General features: G+C 39.0%; 12 protein-coding genes and 1 other RNA gene. 4 read left to right on the top strand and 9 right to left on the bottom strand.

Translation table 11 applies throughout. The features are described from left to right. Nucleotides 1-22: 22 nt before the first annotated feature. From BUB08_RS00310 to BUB08_RS00290, 5 genes are all read right to left on the bottom strand, one after another. The gene (locus BUB08_RS00310) at nucleotides 23-2,296 is read right to left on the bottom strand and encodes a GH92 family glycosyl hydrolase (protein ID WP_072997893.1); all 2,274 of its coding nucleotides are present in this window, start codon (nucleotides 2,294-2,296) and stop codon (nucleotides 23-25) included. Between the two features lie 65 nt (nucleotides 2,297-2,361). Beyond that, entirely contained in the window at nucleotides 2,362-3,078 is a 717-nt protein-coding gene (locus BUB08_RS00305) for a DUF3823 domain-containing protein (RefSeq protein WP_217651520.1), read from the bottom strand. Nucleotides 3,079-3,181: 103 nt separating this feature from the next. After that, nucleotides 3,182-5,116: a RagB/SusD family nutrient uptake outer membrane protein gene (locus BUB08_RS00300; protein WP_072997892.1), complete on the bottom strand. Its 1,935-nt coding sequence runs from the start codon at nucleotides 5,114-5,116 to the stop codon at nucleotides 3,182-3,184. Nucleotides 5,117-5,129: 13 nt separating this feature from the next. Then, the gene (locus BUB08_RS00295; RefSeq protein ID WP_175549891.1) at nucleotides 5,130-8,303 is read right to left on the bottom strand and encodes a SusC/RagA family TonB-linked outer membrane protein; all 3,174 of its coding nucleotides are present in this window, start codon (nucleotides 8,301-8,303) and stop codon (nucleotides 5,130-5,132) included. Between the two features lie 189 nt (nucleotides 8,304-8,492). Next, on the bottom strand, nucleotides 8,493-11,030 hold the full coding sequence (locus tag BUB08_RS00290) for a Kelch repeat-containing protein (protein WP_072997890.1): 2,538 nt from the start codon (nucleotides 11,028-11,030) through the stop codon (nucleotides 8,493-8,495). An 828-nt stretch (nucleotides 11,031-11,858) separates the two neighbouring features. On the opposite strand from BUB08_RS00290, the gene BUB08_RS00280 reads away from it, so the two are divergent. Beyond that, on the top strand, nucleotides 11,859-13,475 hold the full coding sequence (locus BUB08_RS00280) for a glycosyl hydrolase (RefSeq protein ID WP_072997887.1): 1,617 nt from the start codon (nucleotides 11,859-11,861) through the stop codon (nucleotides 13,473-13,475). A 40-nt stretch (nucleotides 13,476-13,515) separates the two neighbouring features. Here the strand turns inward: BUB08_RS00280 and rnpB are convergent. Beyond that, an RNA gene (rnpB, locus tag BUB08_RS00275) (RNase P RNA component class A) lies at nucleotides 13,516-13,916 on the bottom strand. A gap of 94 nt (nucleotides 13,917-14,010) precedes the next feature. Further along, nucleotides 14,011-15,051 (bottom strand): Smr/MutS family protein, encoded by a 1,041-nt coding sequence (locus BUB08_RS00270; RefSeq protein ID WP_072997883.1) that lies wholly within the window; start codon nucleotides 15,049-15,051, stop codon nucleotides 14,011-14,013. Between the two features lie 83 nt (nucleotides 15,052-15,134). Here BUB08_RS00270 and BUB08_RS00265 point away from each other — a divergent pair, with 83 nt between their 5' ends. After that, nucleotides 15,135-16,343 (top strand): S-adenosylmethionine:tRNA ribosyltransferase-isomerase, encoded by a 1,209-nt coding sequence (locus tag BUB08_RS00265; RefSeq protein ID WP_217651519.1) that lies wholly within the window; start codon nucleotides 15,135-15,137, stop codon nucleotides 16,341-16,343. Nucleotides 16,344-16,354: 11 nt separating this feature from the next. On the opposite strand, the gene BUB08_RS00260 is transcribed toward BUB08_RS00265, so the two are convergent. Then, on the bottom strand, nucleotides 16,355-18,232 hold the full coding sequence (locus BUB08_RS00260; RefSeq protein WP_072997878.1) for a LytS/YhcK type 5TM receptor domain-containing protein: 1,878 nt from the start codon (nucleotides 18,230-18,232) through the stop codon (nucleotides 16,355-16,357). Between the two features lie 176 nt (nucleotides 18,233-18,408). Here BUB08_RS00260 and BUB08_RS00255 point away from each other — a divergent pair, with 176 nt between their 5' ends. Both BUB08_RS00255 and BUB08_RS00250 read left to right on the top strand, forming a co-directional pair. Continuing rightward, nucleotides 18,409-19,863, top strand: coding sequence for an aminoacyl-histidine dipeptidase (locus BUB08_RS00255; protein ID WP_072997875.1), 1,455 nt, complete (start codon nucleotides 18,409-18,411; stop codon nucleotides 19,861-19,863). A 117-nt stretch (nucleotides 19,864-19,980) separates the two neighbouring features. Next, nucleotides 19,981-22,023, top strand: coding sequence for an alpha/beta hydrolase family protein (locus tag BUB08_RS00250; RefSeq protein WP_072997873.1), 2,043 nt, complete (start codon nucleotides 19,981-19,983; stop codon nucleotides 22,021-22,023). 1 nt (nucleotide 22,024) lies between these two features. On the opposite strand, the gene BUB08_RS00245 is transcribed toward BUB08_RS00250, so the two are convergent. Then, nucleotides 22,025-22,777, bottom strand: coding sequence for a patatin-like phospholipase family protein (locus BUB08_RS00245; protein ID WP_072997871.1), 753 nt, complete (start codon nucleotides 22,775-22,777; stop codon nucleotides 22,025-22,027). Nucleotides 22,778-23,087 lie beyond the last annotated feature (310 nt).

Here is a 23,087-nt window from a genome sequence, read left to right as displayed (position 1 = left end):
TGTATTTTTGTTAATTCTTGAATTAATTAATTGCAGGCATATTGAGAGAAGGAGGAATGGATTCGGCCCCAGATGCCCAGTTTTTGTTGGGATATGCACCCATCGAAAATTCTAGAACTCCTCCATTTATTAAGTCTTGATGACTAATCCATGATTTATTCCATTCTTTTCCATTAAGTTTTAGAGATTGAATGTATTTATTTTCAGGGGCATAATTATTACATTTTATTTCAAATCTCTTGCCTCCGGCAAGCTCAATACTAACCGATTCAAAAGCAGGGCTACCTATTACATACATTGGTAATCCTGGAGTTACAGGATAAAATCCCATCATTGAAAATACAACAAAAGCTGACAAACCGCCTCCATCTTCATCGCCAGGTACCCCCATCAAATCGTTTCGGAACCATTGTTTCAACAGCGTTCTTATTCTTTTTTGAGTTTTCCACGGTTGACCGGCATAATTGTATAGATATGGAATATGCAGACAGGGTTCGTTTGCCATTGAAAACTGTCCGACGTTTCCTGTATGATCAGGAAGAAGAGAATAGAATTCAGGTTTACTTTTCCCTAAGTTTGTATTAAACATTTCATCCATATTGTGTATGAAGTTCTGGGTTCCCCCCATTAAGTTGATGAGGTCTGCAAAGTTATGCTGAACATCCCATCTGTATATCCAAGCATTATTTTCGCCATAATAATCCCTTGCCCCAGGCCCACTGTCGAATTTGTAGTCGAATGGATGAATAAAATCTCCTTGTAAATCTCGCGGATGAAAGAAAGATGTTTCTTTATTAAAAACATTTCGATAGTTATATGACCGTTCTAGAAACGCTTTACTTTCGTCTTCTTTGTTCAAAGCACGAGCAATTCCAGACAAACACCAGCTATCATAACAATCGCCCAACATCACTGATATAGCTTGCCTTCTTTCGAATGCATCTACTTCTTTAACATACTCTTTTTGCCCTTTAGCCAGCCCGGGATAGAACCCCTTTTCATGGTAAAATACATCCAATACTGTCAAAGGCAATTTTTTCCAAGGAAGAAGCGTTTTTTCGGTCAAAGCTCCTTTGCAAGCCCTATATGCTGCAGCTAGATCGAAATTATTCAGACCCTTTTCCCAAGCATCGAAAATAACAGCAACTGCATGATTTCCATTCATTCTGTGACTGTCGCCGGTTACTTCAGGAAATGTTGGCATCCATCCTTGCGGCGATTGTTGTGCCATGCGAACATATGATACTATCATATCCTGTTCAATATCCGAATTCAATATTGTACGCAATGGATGAGTTGCTCTGTATGTATCCCAAACCCAATCGTCGGTATAAAACGGAGTTCCCTGGTCTTCATGAACCTTCTGATCAAAAGCGCTGTAATATTTCCCGTCTTCAGAAATATTTATCATCCTTTCGTAAGTACGGTAGAGCGAAGTATAAAATACAACTTTATCGTCGTTATCAGCACCTGTTACTTGAATTTTACTAAGTTCATCATTCCATATCTTTCGCCCTTTAGCCTTTACTGCAGTAATATTATAATCTGGTATTTCTCGATACAAATTATTCTTTGCCTGTTCTGTACTAATAAAAGAAACTCCATAACGAATATTAATCTTCCTATTTTCGTTAAAATTGCAAACAATAGCCGCATCTGTGCCTTTCGCCAGATTTTCATTTTCATCTAATTTTTTGTCAGATAAAACTCCCACTTCTTGAGCCTCTTGCTCTGTTTCCAGATAAATATATATTTTGGTAGGACCATTGTCAATTATCTGATAACCAGACACAGTGTTGCTCTCTGCTTTCAGTTGTCCATTTTTTGTCCTCAGCACAAGATAGTTTTGATTCTTTCCGCTATACTCTAATGAATAAATGCCAGACTGATGACTCAATGCATAGTCCACCTTTACCTCCATATCATCCAGATATACAGAATAGCTATATGGAGTAATGACTTCCTGATCGTAAGAATAGAGAGAAACAGGTTCTAATTTATCCATGTTGGTTATTGGACTTAAACTAAATGCCGAACTTCCTCGATGACTGGTAACAACAAGAGGTAAGCCCCTCAACCTGTCGGAAGTAAAATCATCTCGCTCGGGATAAACCCGTAACATGCTATTAGGCATATGCACTGTAGGATAGGTAGGCACAAGCAGATGACTTATATTTCCCATATAGGGATTAACATAATCTACAGGTTCTTTTTGCTTATCTTGCACACTGCAAGAAACAAAAGAGCCTATTATAAAAATATTTATTGTTAGATATAATATGGTTTTAAGCTGCATTTCTTTAAATAAATTTACTTCTGAATTTTAGGCGAAAGCATTGAACTTTCACCCCCAATCTTTTCTTATAATGTTATAGCCTTAACTGCTGAGTAATTATATTTTGATGTTCCTCCCCGACTATTTGCATAAACCCTAAAGAAATAGGTATTTCCTTTTTTCATTTTGTCAGAATAAGCAGATAAGTCCAGCTCTATTTCAAAATTTTCTCCTCCAAGATCTATTTGGCGATCTATTTCTTTATTTATTTTAGCTACTTCGGAAATAGAATGAGACACATGAGCATCAGTATGAACTACTAATCCATAAGATCGTACATCTTCTATTGTAGTCTGCTCTAAAGTAAACCGTGCTACAATTTTATTGTCCTCCTGTTCGATAGAAGCATTCAATATTCTGATGTATGGTTGAGCATTGAATACGTAAAAATTATCTCCATTTTTGATGTTGAAATCAAAAATGGTGTCCAATGGAACAAAATTTCCATCATCTAGAATTATTTTATATGTTCCCGAGAACATTAGATTGTTTCGAAAAGAACCATCCTCCTTAAAACTCATTGATTGTACTTGAGGATTTGCCCATCCTCCTTCTATGTATTTTATTTGAGAGCCATGATATGCCTCTTGTTCTATAAGTTCTCCTGTATCAATATCTCTTATTTCGCCAAAAAAACTAGCATTCGGACCATCAAAATTATCTTTGTCACAAGCCATAAAGAATATGGAAAGACATAGAGTTAAAGCGATTAAATATTTTTTCATTTCTTTATTATTTTTCATAATGTATTTTACATTTTCCGACCAATAATCGGAAACGAATATGCTTACATAGCAAACCCGAATTGGTATCTCGGAGCAAGCCCCGAGATATTTATTTTGCTAATTATGGATTCTGTATCAGGCCATTACTTCCTATTCCAGGAATACTTTTATAGTAAAGGTATTTACTGTATGTTTTTGGCCATTCGTTAATCGGGTTAATTCGCACAAAAATATACTTTGGAGTGCTTTCTCTTAAATCTAAGAATGGAGCTATTCCTTTGCGAACTTTATTATCAAATTGTTCATGAAATACTCTCCATCTCACCAAATCCCATCGACGGATATTTTCAAATGCGAGTTCCACAAAGCGTTCTTTTCGAACGTTTTCTACTGACAATTCGATATCATCAGTATGAGCTGCCCGATGACGAACATCATTCAATGCTTGTTTTCCTTGTGCAAGCACATTTCCTGTTGCACTACTCATTTCAACAGCAGCCTCAGCATAATTCAAAAGAACTTCGGCATATCTGAATTCTATCCAATCATTTGAACTCTTTCCCCAAGCTCCTTCAACTTCATCTTTTTCCTGAAGAAATTTTTTGAACAAAAATCCACTTTTTGTATATCGACCCCAGTCTTGATAAAATCCTGAGAAATCGGTAGTGTTTTCTGCTCCTAAGGAATAATAAGTAATCCCATTTTTCACAAAAGACTCGGGACTTGCATATACACAACTGCCATCGGGTTTTATATACCCTGCCTGAATAATAATTTCTTCCCCTTTCCAGCTTGTACTTGGAGCAATTACTGTTCCCCAGAATCGGGCATCTAAATTTTCAAAGATAGCATTCGGGCTATCGTATTTGTAGTAATCCACGCCAGAATTAAACCCCTGATAATCAAACTCATTTCCATCCATACGGGTTTTAAGAGTATTATTACCTCTGGCTCCGCTATTGGTATAAGTTTCATAGGTTTCAACAAGCTCGAGTGTTGGGTTTACTTTACCTAGATATTGCCACGAACCCGGAGGTGTTTGACGAGGATTAAACCAAATATCGTAATTATGAGTTAAACTACTTCCTTCCATAAAGCTTTTTACAAAAATAGGTTCTTGAGGTTGAGACAAGGCTATGTCCGGATTTTCAAACATATCTTGATAATTCTTTGCAGCCTCTTCTGCTGATTCTGGATCTGGTTTATACAAACCATATATTCCCGATTGCATTAATTCGAAAGAAGCATCAATACATTGCTGAAAATAATTATCAGCTTCAGACTCGCTCATACCTATCAATTCTTTTTCTACAGCTTCGCCAACCAGTGTCAGGTATGGTGCATGTGTATATTTGGCAATAGAACCGGCATATAGTGCAGCTCTCGATTTAAGGGCCAATGCAATACCTTTACTTGCACGCTTTGTATCGGTTAAGAATTCCAGATTGCCGATAGCCTGGTCACACTCTTTCAGAATAAAATCCCATGTTGCTTTTTCTGTACTTCTAGGAACTTTTAGCTCTTCAGGAGCGTTCGAGTACTGAGGAAATTCAATTATAGAAAGGCCACCAAACCGCTTAGCTAAAGCGAAATAGGTATAGGCCCTTAAAAAATGTGCTTCTCCCAGCATTTTAGTTTTTTCAACATCTTTTATATCGAGATCTGGAATAACCACAAACAAAGTATTAATATCTCTCACCAGTTTGTAACCATCTTCCCAATAATTAGCTGCCTCATCAGGACTCCAATCATTAAATTCAGCATGAACAGCTTCATCGCACATATGAGCGGGGATGAACCCTCCATTGTTCGCATCTGCATTACCCAATCCACCTATTCCAAGATTGAATAAATGACCTCCCTTGTTTATGTTAATATTATAGTCTTCTATGGGCAAACGGCTATATAAATTTGCCATGTACATTTCCACTCCTTTCGGATCGGAAAACAGGAGTTCTGAAGGCACTTTATCTCTTGGTTCTAAATCAAGAAAATCGGCGCAACTTGTAGTTAGCAATAATGCTAATAACACTATAATATATTGTAATTTTTTCATAACTGTAGTATTCTTAAAATGTAAGGTTCAAACCAAAAGTATAAGCTTGAGTTAACGGATAATCTAACCCTGCACTATAACTTCCTGCTATCTTTTCGGGGTCAAAAGGTTTCACAAAAGAGTCACAAAAAGTTAATAGATTATTGGCATTGAAGTAAATTCGAAGTCTATCAATTCCTTGCTCCTTTAATTTTTTGGGGTTGAAAGTATATCCAAGCTCAACGCTCTTGAGTCTTATGTACGAAGCATTTTTGCGCCATAAATCCGAATTTCGTGTATAAAACATCCCCATATCTTGTTCCAATCGCGCTGCTGGATATTTTCCTGGAATCCACGCACTGTTCAAGTCATATAAATCTTCACGATGCCAGCGATCATAAAAGTAGGCAGGAGTGTTTCCTCCTTTAAATCCAAGCATGGTAGCATATAACTCTTCGAACTGAACCGTATATTGAGCTGCTCCTTGCCATAACATATAAAAATCGAAGTTCTTCCAACTAGCTTCCATGTTTATTCCATAATGAATCTTTGGAATTTCATTCCAAAATATTGGCATCATATCTCTGCCATCGACTATACCATCTCCATTTACATCCATAAATTTATAGTCTCCCGGAAGTTCTTTTGAATTTCCTAATTCTCCATTTTGGATGGGGGCATTATATATTTCTTCCATACCCTGAAATTGTCCCTCTGTCTGATATCCCCAAATCCAGTCTCCGTATCTGTTCGAATTCTGATTTTTCCATCGATCATAACTCGAAGTATATGTTCCTTCTTCGACATATCGATTTTGCGTACGAGCAATATTAATATTTCCGGAAACCCTATAATAAAAGTCTTGTACCGTGTTGCTGTGTGTCAAAGTAACTTCAACTCCTCTTGTCCGGTTACTATTCAAATTTTCTTCTGTTAAATCAGCCCCATATGTATTGGGAAGAGACACATTGCGTTTGGCAAGTTCTCCTTTTCTATCTCTCTGGTAAAAATCTAACTCGGTTGCTATTATCCCATTGAAAATAGAAAAGTCTAATCCTATATTGTATAAATCTGCTTTAATCCAAGTTAAATTCGGATTGATTATCTGACGTGCTGAAGCTCCATTGGTATATACTCCGTCTTTAAAAATATACCCTCCTTCTTTTAATCTATGTCCTGCAATGTACTGAAATGCCTCTCCTGCATCATGTCCCGAACGCCCGGCTGATGCTCTTATTTTTAAATTATCTACAAAATCAAAATTATTTTTGATGAAATTCTCTTCGGAAGCTCTCCAAGCAAAAGATGCTGTTGGAAACAACGCCCATCTGTCTTCTGGTTTATAACGGTATGAGCCATCGTACCTATAAGCAACTTCAGCCAAATATTTTTGTTTGTATGCGTAATTTACACGACCGATATAAGAAATAAAACGTTGTTCTTCTGACGATCCCGACATCCATTGGTCTGCTAGGTCGCCATAGTCTATTTCATCGATCGTAAGAAAACTACTTTTGCGATCAACATTCAACCAATCTCTTTTATTTTGCCTTCCCTCGAACACGAAAGTAGCTTTCACCTGATGGTCCTCAGAAAAAGTATGGTCATAAGTTGCTTGTGCCATATAATTGAGTCTGTCGGCATTAATGTGTCCTCGCTGAATTAAAGATGGGGTATGGTATGATACCGGCGAATATTCATTTTTAAGGATATTATACGTATATGCATTGTAAGCCCTTCGAACACCTTTATCTACTTGATTATCGAAATCGTAGGCAAGTTGTCCTTTCACCGACAGTCCTTCCAAATATGGTACATTGTAAACCAAAGAAAATACAGATTGTATATTTTTATTAGTTAATTCTCTACTCCCTGCAATATCTCTATCGGCTAAAGCAGCGGGGTTAAATTCACCTTTTGTTATGCCCAAATATTCAGGGTTATCGTTGGCATAGACCGTTTCTGTAGGCAAACTAAGGCGTGTTTGTTTATATATCTCGAAGAAAGAATCGTGAGGACTTATTGTTTTGTCGTATCTACCTGCCAAATTTACATTAGCTGTTAAATTACTCAATATTTTAATGCTGATATTGGACCGAAATGTGTATTTATCATAACACATCTGTTTGTTTTTCAGAAAACTATTATCCCCCGCATAACCAACACTAACAAAATAATTAACTCTGTCTGCTCCTCCTTCGATTGACAAGGCATGCTGTTGCTGAAAAGATGATTTATTAAAAATTGCATCTTGCCAATCCGTACTTTCATAGCCTGAAGCTCCCGACATCCATTTCTCAATTTCTTCTTTCGAATCGTGCAAAACACCACTTGTGTTCATTGATGCATCATTCATCAATTCCACATATTCTGCAGCAGTAGTCATTCTTGGTGTTTTCGTTGGAGCAGAAACACTGAGATACGAATTAAGAGAAACACGCGGTTTCCCTAATCCTCCTTTTTTAGTGGTCACCAAAATGGCTCCATTGTCAGAGTTCATTCCATAAATAGCAGCAGTAGCATCTTTTAAAAACGATATACTTTCTATATCGTCAGGATTAAGACGCTGAAAAGCATCGCCATCAGAACTTGCTATTCCATCAATAATAAACAAAGGTGCTCCGGAAAATCCTCGAAGTGTAATTTCAGAAGCAAATTTACCTGGCTCTCCAGTCTCTTGTCGTATTCTCAATCCAGCTACTTTCCCCTGTATCGTTTGTGCAATACTAGGAGCCTTAGTAGATATAATACTTTCAGCACTAAGATTAGATATCGCTCCACTCAAACTTTCCTTTTTTTGAGCCCCATATCCAACAACCACTACTTCGTCAAACTCTTTAATATCTTCTTCTAATATTACATTAAGCGGTTTCTGATCTTTTACTTCTACCGTTTTTGATGTATATCCCAAAAAAGAAAAATTCAATTTAGCTCCTTTAGTAACAGACAACTCATAATATCCATTTACATCAGATACTACACCTTCTGCTTTGCCAACAACCGATACAGCAGCTCCGATAATGGCTTCTCCTTTCACATCCGTAATTTTGCCTCCTACTTTCAAAAGGACATCACTCTGAGCATACATAGGTATTGATATACTGGAGTAAAATGTAATAAGTAATGCAAAAAGGAATCGAGAAGAGATTCTACCTGACACGACTCTTGCCCACAGCAAGAATTCAGATTTCCTCCGTTTTTTTTTCATGATCAAATTTTAATTTGAAATTATTTTCTGATTCTTTTCTGAGAAAAATTATTCTTCCCAAAATTTTGACACAAGTATAGAGCGTAGAGCTTAATAGATGTTTAGCGGGATATTAACATGACATAACACACTCTTTCGCATACAACATAATACATTTATATACAACAAAATATGCGACTATAAAATATTTTATTTTTTTATAATGCTCTCAAACTTTATTGAGGGTTCTGCATTCATTATAGCTGTATAGCTATTACAAAAAGTATCAAAACATTTCTTAGCCTGAAGCTTTTTCCCACTATAATATAAAGAATAACACATCAGCTCGGTAGCTTTTTCGTCAAGATCGTCTAACTGATACATCACATTCGAAATGGAAAACAGTAAATTTAAATCTGCTCTAATCTTTCTATTTTCTGACAAACAATAAAAATAATCCATCATTCTGTCTATGTATATGGATTTATATTCATCAAGCCATTCATCGTCCATATCAGGCAGTAATTTTCCCCAGTTTCCTAATTCGATGAGCATAGACATTTCTTCGTCATCTATTAAATTTCCTTCTTTATTCTTTTCCAACAAATCGAAGGCTAGTTTAAAATCGCAACGAATACTTTCTCCAATCTTCATACTCCAATAACTCCCGGTATTAAGCAATTGAATATCTCCAATTTTGTCCAGCCCTCCTCTCAACTTATAAATATTCACGCTACGATTATTCGTAGCACTCCTTTTTTCCATATCGGGCCAAAATATATTATCTAGTTGTGATGAAGTAACTCCCTTTCCATTCTTAATTGTATTAAGCAATATATAAAGAAAAACACTTTGTTGCATCGGTGTAAACATTCCCGTAATATCCTTATTATCAATGCCAAGTATTTGAAATCCCCCCAGCAATTTTATTTGTATTTGCAGCTTTTTCTTAGACGATATACTTTTTTCTCTATCCAAAGACACGAGATTCGAAGTTCCTGTCTTCTTTCCTCTATTCAGCAAGAATACGATTAGAGCAAGCAGTGCTGCAATTCCAAATACAACAAAAATATGTGATGTCTGGATTACTGGTTCCTCTTGTATCACATCAGACATCAATAGAGGCGGATAACTTAGCGAATAAATTGCAATTTGCGAACACAACATATCAGGGGTAGATATTTTCTGAGACGAGGTTATTGCATATAATTTTTTCTTTTGCTTATCCAAATACAGATCTATATATGACTCGGTATCATGAAAGATATATGGGATTGAATCTGCAACCAATTTGGGATTAGGGACATCAATTCCCATTCGACAAATTTGTGCATAAGTATGATTTCTGCCACTATTATATGCCAAAGTGTAGAAACAATTCTGCTCGTTATCTACAACCATCGAATTACTGTAGAGTTGATGTTCTTTACCATCTCCTATATCCCATAATTTTTTTACTGTTCCGCTATCAATATTAATACTGTATAAATCATTATAATTCACAGGAAACTCCTCTTGCCGCCCAGTAGCACTGCCATATCCTCCGAATATTAAAATTTTACCATTGCCAAGATAAGCTGCGCTGGCAAGATAACGCGGAGCAATAGACCCGGAAAGATCTATAGCCTGCCAACTACCTCCATCTAAGCTTCTCTGATAAAGATTGGCCGAATATTTATATTCTTCATATCCCCCAAATAACACTAATTTGTTCCTATCCTTTGCAATAATCCTATTATGATGCAAAATAGCCTTGTCATCGTCACGATTATTGTTGTCCCATTCCCTATTTTTTGCATCGTAATATATCAACTTATCGTGCCCTATATTATAAGAGAGCAGGCTATTAGTCAAAGGATTAAATATCAAATTATTAAGAGAACTTTGATACGGCACTCCTTCCAAAACATAGGTTGAATCTAAAATTCCAGTTCTACAATAATAAGTGTATATCTTTTCATCTCTCGTTACAAATATTCTTTGGGTTTCTTCGTCAAATGTAATTTGTGGATTGTTTGTACTGATCTGAAAAGTTTGCTCCAACTTCCACTCAACATGCTGATCTGAAAGCCAAATTCCATTCTTCACTTTTGCCCCGGCATAAACAACCTCATCAAACACCCTATTATAAGCATGCTTTTTCATTGTCCAGTTTCGAATAACCTTATTCCTTTCATCACGTATTTTTACATCTCGAACTGACATTGTAGCAATATCTGTGGTGAAAAAAGACTGATGGTTATTACCTCCAAAAAATACTTTTACATCATCTAATGAAGGGATAGGAGCAGATACTTTATGCCTTATCTGATTAAATAAACAATCCAATTCTGAATTTTCATGACTCAGTTTTATGGATATATTACTCCATTCATTAAGTGGGACATCAGTTATCGACTTTAATATTTGATGATGTTTTACAACCACAGACAAATAAGGCTTATTTTCCCAGATATTTGAAATCAAATCTACATTTACAGAATCATTCACGATGATACGAACAATGTATCCATAGTTTCTAAATTCCTTCCTAAGCTTAATATCAAAACTCAATTCACATTGATTATCAAATCGGAGTCCATCATCCGGGGTAAGATCCAGTTCTGTTCTTTTCTCTTTGCTTACTGCATGCGACGAAAAATATAATCCAGACTCGATCTTAACATTAACATCTTTTTTGTTGGAACCTTTTATCGATAACGAGCATATAATAAATAGAAATAAGATATATAGTATATTTCTTTGCATCTCAAAAACACATGAAAATTCGACTTTCAGCAGATTAATAAACAGTAGATACTACCTATTTCTCTAACAAATATCAGACGGCCAAAAGTAAATAATATTGCGCATATAAAGGGGAAAGGATCAATTCATATTCTTAACAATCTTGATCTATATAAATAAAATCAGTTCATATTTCTGATGGAGTGGATGCCCAATTATAGTTTCGGCATAATTTTCAACACACCATATATCACCCCGAATTGAGATGATGATTTACTTCTCAAAGTTATTGCTTTGTCTTTAAGTCTGATCGACTCTTCCTTTTCCAGCGATGAGAAAGACGCAAAAATTTTGTCAAAATAACCTAACATTTTTTTAATGTACGCTTATCTGCCCGTGCAAGTATTTTCTCAACTATCCGTACGTGTAAATAAAAAATAAACCCGAGTGGACCAACCATGGTAAGGTGGTTGTTTTGTCTTAGTTTTCTTCCTTTTTAGATGATCTTCCCGCTAAGGAACACATTGTCCTTTATTGCCCCGACTTTTCTGTTTTGGACAGAACAGAACCCAAAAGAAAAAACACGTAACTTTACTAAATGAAAGGATTAACTGAGAGACAAAAGAATGAGACAGACTGTTTAGGTTCTTACGACAGGTTAATACTCATCGGGACTATTTCAGAAGTTTCAGATAGCCAGGTGATGACAAAATACACGTATCAAAATGGTCTCATGATTTTCGAATTTCCACACACACAGTCAATTATGAAAACATCGCCGCTTTTTCGGGTAAAAAACTTGCTCCCATATATTAAAAGAAAGTTGACAACATTTAAATAAACCTGACTATGAAAATTTTCACTTTAATTCTATCTGCAATTTTAAGCGCAATCCTAATTTCGGCACAACGGTTCGAAGCAGAAAATGCAACCCTGGCAGATGGCGCAAAAAAAGTGGCAAGCAGTGCCGCTTCGGGCGGATATTACGTCGCCCAGCAGGAGGGCAACCTGACTTTCTCCATCAATTTGGAAGAGGAATCATATTACGACATATTCGTTCACGCCGCTTCTCCCAGTGGTTTTAAAGCGAATACATTTTCAATAAACGGGCAAAGCATCAACTTTTCTTTCGAACAAAACAGCCAGTTCTCCTCGCTTAAAGTAATCAGCGGTCTAAAATTAGCAGCCGGTAATCACACTGCGCGGATTACGAAATCGTGGGGATGGATAAACATCGATTATATTGAATTGGAGTCCATTAATGCATCAGAACGGTTCAATATTAATAAAACGCTCGTCACTCCCGAACCTACTGAAAACGCAGCAAGACTATATCAGTTTTTATACGATAATTACGGCAAAAAAATTATTTCGGGCGCGATGACATTGAGCAGCATGGACGAAATAAACTGGTTGAAAACCAATACAGGCAAAGAACCAGCGCTGTTGGGTATTGACTTTATGCACTGTGGACGGGGGTACTCGTGGCACAATGATGAAGAGCCGATTACTGACGCAAAAAATTACTACAACAGAAACGGAATTCCGGCATTTTGCTGGCACTGGCGCGATCCGCTTCGCAACACAGAAGCATTTTATTCCAAGGATACCGATTTTGATGTATCTAAAATTGCAGATCAGAGTTCGCCCGAGTACCAGGCTTTGCTCTCCGATATCGACTACATTTCGGGGTTGCTAAAAAAACTACAAAACGACGGAGTATCTGTTTTGTGGAGGCCTCTGCACGAAGCTTCGGGCGGTTGGTTTTGGTGGGGAGCCAAAGGGCCGGAGCCATGCAAAATGCTTTACCGGCTGATGTACGACAGAATGGTAAATCATCATGGACTAAAAAATCTGATTTGGGTGTGGACCAGCCAGCAAAACGACTACGACTGGTACCCGGGAGAAGATGTGGTGGATATAATAGGGCGAGATATTTACAAAGATGGCGACCACAGTTCGCAAATACTGGAGTTTAACAAATTGAACGACGATTACGGCAAAACAAAAATGATTGCACTCAGCGAATGTGGTTCATTTCCGGATGCAGATAACCTGGTGGCCGATGAAGCTGCGTGGTCCTATTTTATGCCTTGGTATGGCGATTTTGTTCGCGACAGCAAATACAATTCACTTGAATTCTGGAACAAAACATTTGCACATGATTATGTTATTACCCTCGACGAAATGCCGGATTTAAAAACGTATGAAACCGCAAGCGCCAAAATTGAATTAAACAACCACCGGAAAAAAATTAGAGCATACCCCACAATTGTAAACAATAAGTTAAATATTAAAAGTAACGAACAGATGTCGTTTGCATCTGTCTTTTCAGCGTCGGGAAGTTTGTTGCTCAGCACGGCACTTCAGACGAAAAATGCCGTAATTCACTTTTCCAATTTTTCTCCCGGTATATATTTCATCAAAATTGATGATCAGAAACCGCTAAAGATTATCAAAAAATAGAATTCTACGGAGCTGGAATACTCCCAATAAGAAAAAAGAAAAAAATGGCAGGCTTGTAAGCCGGGTTCTGTAATCCCGGGTAACCCGGGATTCTTTATCATTTATCTGGCCCCGACATCACTGTCGGGATCTCTGCAGCCTACCCCTCCTGACATCCGGTGTGCATCCGGAACGAAACGGGCAGCTTCGCTGCGCTGCAACAGCCGCGCAATCAGGATATATTTGGCTTTGCAACCCGTGAGGCGTACGGCTGGCTATGTTGCCACAACCACCGGTGGGCTTTTACCCCACCTTTTCACCCGTTCCTCCAAAGAGGTGGTTATTTTCTGTTACGCTACCATCCTTTTTCAAAGATCTTCCCGTTAGGAAGCACGGTGCCCTGCGTTGCCCGGACTTTCCTCTCCTTGCATTAAAGCAAAGAGCGATAAAGCAGCCTGCCGGTGCAAAAGTAATAGATTTTGATTATTGTGAGCATCAACTGTGGAAGCAGGTTGTAAAAATCCCGCCGAAAGTTGATTTTATGCAAATTACTCTGCTACTTTCTTCTCAAAATTACCATTGTTGCACCGTATCCGTATTCCTGAAACGAAGCATCCTGAAAACTATATTTCGAAAATTTCGACTTCAAAAGCTTTGCAACTTCCTGTTTCAATACTCCCTGCCCTACTCCGTGAATAAAAACAATCCGTTTTACCCGCGATTCAATTGCCAGATGCATTTCACGTTCTACCTTTTCCATTTGAATATCCAGAATTTCCCGGTTACTCAATCCCGTAGTATTGTCAATTAACTGGCTGATATGCAAATCCACTTCTACAATTTCTGCTTGCTTTTTATGTGCAACAACCGGCGAAGGGTCTTTCTTCTCTTTTGCCTTAATCACTTTTCGCAGATCGTCGTTTGTCAGCTTATCAATTTCTGTGTCCAGAATATTCTCAGAAATCTGATAAACAAGGGCATTTTCAGAAAAGAAAGAGTTTGCGCGGAAACTTTTTTCTTTGTAAAATTTCACCGGATTAACCCTGAATTTCTTTGTAATCGGGGCATTGGCATCCTTTTCGCCATCACGAAAATAGATCAGTTGAAAACTATATTCCGGCAACTCCGAAAAATCGGCCTGTCCAATCGCCTCAAGTTCTTCTTTGGAGTTGGGCTCAATCGTCCCGTGCGAAACAGTTTGGTAACTCCCTTCGTTCACATGGGCGTACCTGAACAGCACGGTAAAATTACTGTCGTTTACCAAATGCAATTCTATATCTCCGGCCAACGGATTTTTTGAATCTTCAGGCACAAAGCAGAAATAAAAATCAGGAGACTCTTTCCCTTTAACTATTTTACCTTTCGGAGCTTTCTGCTGAACGGGTTCTTCTTTTGGCGTTTCTTCAACAGGTTGTGTAACAGAAACTCCGCCTCTATTCAACTCCGGAGCATCAACATTTAGCAGTTGCGAAACAGGATACGGAACTTCAAAACCGTCTTCATTTTCAACTTTCACCATATTTTTTCCAAGGAAACCGGTAACGATTCCCCCTCCCACATCATTCAGAAATTTAACTCTGTCGCCAACTTTTATCATAGAAATAAATTTTTTGCAAAAGTACTATTTTTTATGCGTCGAAATTTTGAATTAATTTTGCAGCCAATTTAAAGATCAAAATTTTGTCAGATTTCAAAAACATAAAAATTAGCGATTTCAGCTACGAACTTCCCGACGACCGAATTGCTAAATATCCGTTAAAAGAACGAGACAGTTCAAAACTTCTGATTTGGAAGAACGGGAACATTAAAAAAGAACAGTTTCGAAACATTGCAGAATACGTTCCTGAGAATTCGATGCTGGTGTTTAACAATACCCGCGTAATCCATGCCCGGCTATTTTTCAGAAAAGAGACCGGTGCCAAAATCGAAATTTTCTGCCTTGAGCCCGTTGACCCTGCAGACCATCAACTGGCTTTTCAACAAACAAAGCAGGTAGTCTGGAAATGCATGTTGGGCAACGCAAAAAAATGGAAAGAAGGTGAATTGTGCCGTGAAACTGAACTGAATGCGGAAACCGTTAGTTTAAAGGCCAAGAAACTAAAACAGGAAGGAAATTCCTTTTTTATTGAATTTTCGTGGAACGGGAATTTTACATTTTCCGAAATAATAGAAAATTCTGGAGTTTTACCCATTCCGCCCTATTTACACCGCGAAACGGAACCGGCCGACGAAGAAACCTACCAAACCGTTTACGCCAAATCCAACGGATCGGTAGCTGCGCCAACAGCCGGACTTCATTTTACTGAGCAGGTTATAAACCGGCTGGCCGACAAAAACATTGCGCTACGGGAAATTACGTTGCACGTGGGAGCAGGAACCTTCCAACCCGTTAAATCGGAAACAATTGCCGGGCACAACATGCACAGCGAAAAAGTTATTATTCCGAAACGGTTTATCGAAGAACTCCTCAACAACCACAGAGAAATAATTGCCGTTGGTACCACTTCGGTAAGATCGCTTGAAAGCATTTACTGGGTTGGAGTGCAGTTGGATCCAGGCAGCAATTGCCAAAATATTGAAGTTGGCCAATGGGAACCGTATGAACAAACCACAAATATCACCGTTCAGAAGTCGCTTTCAAATATTCTCGGTTACCTGGAGAACAACAACCTGAATTCGTTGCAGTTTTCTACCCAGATTATTATTGTTCCGGGTTATCAATTTAAACTGATACAGGGCATGGTTACCAATTTTCATCAGCCACAAAGTACATTGTTGCTGTTGATTGGTGCTTTTCTGGGAAATGACTGGAAAAAAGTATATGATTTTGCACTGAAAAACGACTTCCGGTTTTTAAGTTACGGAGACAGCAATTTGTATTTGAAATAGCTCTATTGCAGCTACAACGAAGAAGTTTTTGCAACAACAATTTTTTCGATGAGCAGCTGCCGGTTAATTGGTTTGGTTATATAGTCGTCAAACAAAAACTTTATCCTTTCCACTTCGTCCGACAGCGCGTAGGCGGTTTGTGCAATCACAGGCAGTTTCGGGTTAATTTTCCGGATTCTTTCCAATGCTTCAAAACCGTCCATCTCTGGCATTTTAATGTCCATCAGAACAATATCAATAAGACTGTTGTTTTTACAGATTTCAACAGCCTCAGTGCCATTATTCGCCCTAATCAGGCTGTAGTTGTATTTCGATAATACCTGCTCAATGTAATACCAGTTGATGTCTTCGTCTTCTGCCACCAGTACCAGTTTCTTTCCTTTGGATGCCAGGCCGGCCTTTGCTGTCGCCGTTTTCTCAGCGCTGCTTTCGTTACTCTTCTTCGCCGGATCTAATGGAAAAGCCACTCTAAACTCAGCACCTTTTCCCTTTTCTGATTCTACAGAAATGGTTCCGCCCATCATTTCGGTATATGCTTTTGTAATGGGCAGCCCAAGCCCCGAACCAGACTGCGCCCTTAAATGGCCCATATCCAACTGTCTGAAACGCTCAAATATTACCTGGTGGTTTTCGGGCGCAATGCCAATCCCGGTATCTTTCACAAAAAATGAAATTTGTGATGGACTAGAAATCTCATAACCGAATGATATCTCTCCCTGCTCTGTGTATTTTAGCGCATTGTTTATCAAATTCACAATTACCTGCCTGATTTTTACTTCGTCGAGCAATATGTTGCCCTTCAGCGGAGTTTTTGGTTTTTTCAATTTAAAACTCAAATTCTCGCGTGCATCAGCCGTTATTACAAACGAATGATAGATATCTTCCAGCAAACGCGCAACGTCAATCTCTGTCTTTTTTATGTCAACCTGGCCGGCCTCAATATGCGAAAACTCTACAATATCATTAATAATTGACAAAAGGTAATCGCCGCTGTCGTGAATAATTCGAATGTACTTTTTTCGTGTTTTACTGTCAGTTTCTTCTATCTTCAGCAAATCGGCAAATCCCATAATTGCATTCATGGGTGTGCGAATTTCGTGTGACAGGTTGGCCAAAAAAGCGGACTTCAGCAAATCGCTTTCTTCTGCTTTTTCTTTGGCTTTTGTAAGTTCAATATTCTGAGCTTTATATTCTTTGTTTAACTGCGCATATTTATCAAGCTGAAAATTCAACTGCCTCTGTTTTTCCATTAGCTCGTTACTCAGCCGGTGTTCTTTTTTAAAAAGCTCTTCTTTTTCAACCCTGATATTATAATTCCGTTTTTGCGCAGCCAGCAACATCCCCAGCAACATGGTTCCGGGAGCATAAATCAGAAATACCGGCAGAATAATTGCTCTCAATGCCTGTTCTTCTCTTTCGTAGGGCAAAAAAACAATAGTGCCCAGCATCACAATGTGAACAACCAGTCCGAGCAACAAAAATTCAACAGGCCTGTTTATGCGTTTCCAGTTTTTCCGGAGTTCTCCCCACGCAATTCCAATTAAACCAGAAGAAACAATTACTGCAATCCCCATCGCCATGCCGGTTCCGCCTATTAAATACCGAATTACAGACGATAAAACAATTGCAATTAATGTAGGAACCGGGCCTAAAAAAACTCCTGCAACGGCCAGCATAACAGAACGTGTGTCAAACACCAGTCCGACGGCCATTTCCCACGGAGTAAACATAAGAATAGTGGCAATTACGCTCAAAACAATTCCCGATACAATTTGAGATACAACTCCCCCGGGCTTATCATTTTTAAGCCAGAAATTTTTATAAAGCAAAGCAAATGTAAGGAGGATAGCTATATTTTGAACAAGGCCTACAATGATTGATTCATCCATAATTATTGGGTTGTCATCAAAGCAAAATTAAATTAAAACACTTTCTTATTTCTACTGCAAATTATTCCAAATCATTTCTAAACTCAAAATGACTTTTCACTACAAATTACAAAAAGTCTCGATTTATTTCCATTTGTTTTTGCCATATTTACGTATCTCTTATAAAAACAAAAGACATGAAAGCATTGCAACATCTTAAACCACAACCTATTTTCAACTACTTCGAAGAAATATGTCAGGTTCCTCGTCCTTCAAAAAAGGAAGAGAAAATCAGAAAGTTTTTACTCGATTTTGCAAAAAAAAATAACCTCGCTGCCAAAACAGACGAGATCGGGAACGTACTAATTTCCAAACCCGCTGCTCCCGGACGCGAAAACAGTCCGCTTGTAATTATGCAAACACATATGGATATGGTTTGTGAAAAGAACAACGACAAAGTATTTGACTTTGATAATGACCCGATTGAACCAATGGTTGTAGACGGGTGGGTGAAAGCCAACGGAACAACCCTTGGTGCTGATTGCGGAATTGGCGTAGCAGCCCAATTGGCAATTCTTACTTCGAAAGACGTAAAACACGGCCCTATTGAATGCCTCATTACAGTAGACGAAGAAACCGGCCTAACCGGAGCATTCGCGCTGAAACCCGGATTTTTGTCGGGGTCTGTGCTGCTGAACCTCGACTCGGAAGACGAAGGGGAAATTTTTATCGGTTGCGCAGGCGGGTTGGATACCGTGGTTACGTTTAATTACGAAAAAGAGCCTGTTCCCCAAAATGTTTCAGCCTTTAAAGTTGTAGTATCAGGATTACAGGGCGGCCACTCTGGCGACGACATTAACAAAAACCGTGGTAACGCCGTTAAAATCCTCAATCGTTTTGTATGGAAAGCATCACGTGACTTTTCGTTAGGGCTGGTAAAATTTGAAGGTGGAAACCTTAGAAATGCCATTGCCAGGGAAGCACATGCTGAAGTTGTGGTGCCGGCAACCGAAAAATCCCGTTTTCTGGAATCCTTTAAACAGTTTACAGCACAGGTTAAATTCGAATTCGAAAAGAATGAACCCAACCTGCAAACCAGTATCGAAGAAACTGAATTGCCCGCGCAGGTAATTGATGCAAAAACACAAAAGAACCTTTTAAATGCGCTTTATGCTTGTCCTCACGGCGTACTCGAAATGAGCACCCGAATGGAAGGAATGGTTGAAACATCAACCAACCTGGCGTCAGTGAAATTTCCGGAAGGCGATACAATTCTGATTACAACAAGTCAGAGAAGTGAAATTGAAAGCAGAAGATATTATGCCGCAGAAATGGTACGTTCTGTTTTTGAACTTGCCGGAGCCGAAGTTACTCATACCGACGGGTACCCGGGCTGGACACCAAATCCCGACTCAAAAATTCTGGACACTACGGTAGCTTCATACGAAAAGCTTTTCGGAGTAAAACCGATTGTCCGGTCAATTCACGCCGGGCTGGAATGCGGATTGTTCCTCGAAAAATATCCTCACCTCGACATGGTATCGTTTGGGCCGACAATTAAAGGAGCCCACTCACCAAACGAAAGTTTGAATATTGAAACCACCGAAAAATTCTGGAAACATCTGGTGGATGTTCTGGAAAACATCAACTAAAAATATAAAAGTTACCCCGGGGCTTTTCCCGGGATAACTTTTTAAAGTTTGCTTTGCAAACTGCTTTTGCACCCGGAACGAAACCGGAAAATTAAACCACATAACGATTAAACCAAAATGAAACGAAATCTGCTATTCCTGTTCTCTTTTTTAGTTGCAATCAACCAACCTCTTTTTTCTCAGGACGCATCAAAATCTGCTTTTTTTGCCAACCGCGGCGGCGACAAACTATGGCTTACATACCAGAATAACTACCAGGCATTGTACCGGATAATTTCCAATGAAGCTTGTTCCCAACTGGACGAACGGGAGCAAAAAATTTCAACATTAAATTCCGCCGAACAATGGAAAAAACACCAAGACGAGGCAAAAGCTGTTTTGTGCAATTCTTTAAAAAAGTTTGAAAAAACTCCGCTCAATGCCCGCACAACAGGTATTCTCGAACGCGAAAATTTTATTGTGGAGAAAGTACTGTTTGAATCACATCCGGGATTTTACGTAACAGCAGCTCTTTTTATTCCGAAGGAAAGGCAAAATCCGGCGCCGGCAGTAATTTACGCCTGCGGACATTCCGACCTTGGATTCAGAAGCGAAACCTACCAGCACATTATTCTCAACCTGGTTGAAAAAGGGTTTATTGTACTTGCATTCGATCCGATGGGACAAGGCGAGCGCTTGCAATACCCCGATACAGAAAACGGAAAATCAAAAGTTGGCGGGCCAACCCGCGAACATTCGTTTGCCGGTGTGCAAACTTTACTAACCGGTTCGTCGCTCACCGATTATTTCATCTGGGACGGAATAAGGGTGCTCGATTACCTGGAAACACGTCCGGAAGTTGACATGGCCCGCATCGGGATAAACGGCCGTTCGGGCGGTGGAACGCAAACCGCACAAATTTCAGCTTGCGACGACCGTATTTACGCAGCCGCTCCGGAATGCTACATCACCAACTTCAGACGATTATTGCAGTCCATTGGACCGCAAGATGCCGAACAGAATCCGTATAACGGAATTGTAAAGGGGTTTGATCATCCTGATTACTTGCACATCAGAGCTCCAAAACCGACACTAATAATTACAACAACGCACGATTTTTTCAGCATTCAGGGCGCTCGCGAAACGTTTAAAGAAGTACAAAAATCATATTCCGCTCTCGGAAAACCGGATAACATTAAGATGGTGGAAGATTTAGGAGTGCATGAATCGACAAAAAGCAACAGAGAAGCGCTTTACGCTTTTTTTCAGAAACACCTTAATTTGCCCGGCGACCCTGCCGACATAGAAACTACGCCGTTTACGCCCGAAGAACTGTGGGTGACACCAACAGGACAGGTAGGAAATTCATACGATTGCAAATCGGTTTTCGATCTCAACCAAAAATACTTTTCAGAAGAAAAATTATCAATGAAAAAGTTGCCGGGAAAAGTGAAACAGGTTGCCGGAATCGACTTTGACAGAAACATCACTGCTGCAGTTTATACCGGCAGGTTCGATTACAAAGCGTTTAACGTAGAAAAGTACTTTCTGGAAAACGACAAGAAAGACTACGCTCTTCCCCTATTCGTTATTAAAAATGCAGATGGCAACTCAAAAAATGTTGTGGTTTGGGTTCATCCCGAAGGCAAAGAAAAGTTGCTGGAAGAGCCGCTTTTAGCAGAATTGATTAAGTCCGGAATAACAGTTGTTTCTGCTGACCTGCCCGGAATTGGGGAGTTAAGCGATCCGGAATTCTCCGGAGATGGAATAATTCAGGGCATCCCGTTCAATTACACTTTCGGAGCCAACCTTGTCGGGAAAAGCATTCCGGGAATACAGGCCGAAGCGATTGATTTGTTGTGGCAATTTACAGATACGAGTTTTGCTGAAGCAGAAAAAACTGCTGTTGTACAGGGCACTGCGGCATCCGCTTTTTTGCATTTTGCAGTTTTAAAAAAGTCGTTTCCTAAAGTGGCGTTCCTCGAATTTCCCAAGCCTGCAATCAACCTGATAAAAACCGAACTGTACAATCCGGCTGAGGCTTTTGCAATAGCGCCGGGAAGCCTGCCCTTTTACGATTTGCCCGACCTGAAAAGCTACCTTCCCAAATCAGGAGTAAAAATAGCTTTGGAAACCCCGACAATTGGAGTAGAAAAATTGATTGATTTTATTTCAGAATAAACTAAAAAAGCAAAGCAGCGTTTTTCAACGAATTGTACCCCAGTTCGTACAACTCGTTGGCGTGGCTCAAGCTGAGAATGTCGTAAGAATCTATTCCTTCGGGTTCAATGTAAACCGATGAGTATTTTTTCACCTCGTTCATGTTCGCATTCACGCTCATATAAAAAGTGCGCGTTGCAATCTGTATCAGGTTTTTGAACTTTTTGCGGGGGTTTAACGGGCTGATGTTAACCGCCACAATGTGTTCACAATCGTTTTTAATGGGCTCTACAGGAATGTTATCTACCAGTCCGCCGTCCACATACAGTTGCCCGTCAATTTTCACAGGCGAAAACAGTACCGGAATAGAAGACGAAGCCAACACAATTTTATCCAGCGGGCCGCTATTTCTGTATTCAACTTTTCCCAGGTTAAGGTTCGAAACAGAAACAAAAAAATCGACCGGCAAATCTTCAATATTTTCATATGGAATCTCCTGCTGAATCACCTCTTTTAATCCGTTCAGCTTCAACATTCCATCAACAGGAAGATGCAAATTGGTGTACTTAAAAAACCAGCCTTTGTTAAAAATTGCCATTATCTCTTCCGGCGTTTTTCCGCTTGCAATAAAAGTTCCGACAATGGCTCCGGCACTCGCTCCCGAAATCACATCGGGCCGAATCCCTTTTTCGAACAACGCCGCAATTACCCCCAAATGAGCAAAGCCCCGCGTACCACCACCACTTAGCACCAAACCTGTTTTATATTTTTTCATCTGCTTCGTTCTCTATTCTGAATGTTGCGGTAAAATTAGAAATCTGACATCAGAATTTATCAATAATAAAATGTGTATCTGGCAATTTAATCTTTTTTTGTTTTTCGATATCAATACAAATATAGTATGAAAAAGTTCGGATAATCCTGACAATTCCCAAGCATTATTTTATCTGCGCTTTCCTCCAACTCATTCGTAAAATCAGACAAAAAACATAAATTAGAACTATATTTGTTTTATGTAGTTCCACCTTTCCAAAAAGTGAATGTTTATTGAAGTTGTTATTCTTTAACCCGAAAAATCCATCATC

This window comes from Mariniphaga anaerophila, assembly GCF_900129025.1.
Taxonomy (GTDB): domain Bacteria; phylum Bacteroidota; class Bacteroidia; order Bacteroidales; family Prolixibacteraceae; genus Mariniphaga; species Mariniphaga anaerophila.
This window is presented reverse-complemented; position numbering and strand designations above follow the sequence as displayed.

Coding starts and splice junctions, on each gene's coding strand:
- BUB08_RS00260 (WP_072997878.1), bottom strand. CDS start 18,232: ATGGATGAATCAATCATTGTAGGCCTTGTTCAAAATATAGCTATCCTC.
- BUB08_RS00255 (WP_072997875.1), top strand. CDS start 18,409: ATGAAAGCATTGCAACATCTTAAACCACAACCTATTTTCAACTACTTC.
- BUB08_RS00250 (WP_072997873.1), top strand. CDS start 19,981: ATGAAACGAAATCTGCTATTCCTGTTCTCTTTTTTAGTTGCAATCAAC.
- BUB08_RS00290 (WP_072997890.1), bottom strand. CDS start 11,030: ATGCAAAGAAATATACTATATATCTTATTTCTATTTATTATATGCTCG.
- BUB08_RS00245 (WP_072997871.1), bottom strand. CDS start 22,777: ATGAAAAAATATAAAACAGGTTTGGTGCTAAGTGGTGGTGGTACGCGG.
- BUB08_RS00270 (WP_072997883.1), bottom strand. CDS start 15,051: ATGATAAAAGTTGGCGACAGAGTTAAATTTCTGAATGATGTGGGAGGG.
- BUB08_RS00310 (WP_072997893.1), bottom strand. CDS start 2,296: ATGCAGCTTAAAACCATATTATATCTAACAATAAATATTTTTATAATA.
- BUB08_RS00280 (WP_072997887.1), top strand. CDS start 11,859: ATGAAAATTTTCACTTTAATTCTATCTGCAATTTTAAGCGCAATCCTA.
- BUB08_RS00305 (WP_217651520.1), bottom strand. CDS start 3,078: ATGAAAAATAATAAAGAAATGAAAAAATATTTAATCGCTTTAACTCTA.
- BUB08_RS00295 (WP_175549891.1), bottom strand. CDS start 8,303: ATGAAAAAAAAACGGAGGAAATCTGAATTCTTGCTGTGGGCAAGAGTC.
- BUB08_RS00300 (WP_072997892.1), bottom strand. CDS start 5,116: ATGAAAAAATTACAATATATTATAGTGTTATTAGCATTATTGCTAACT.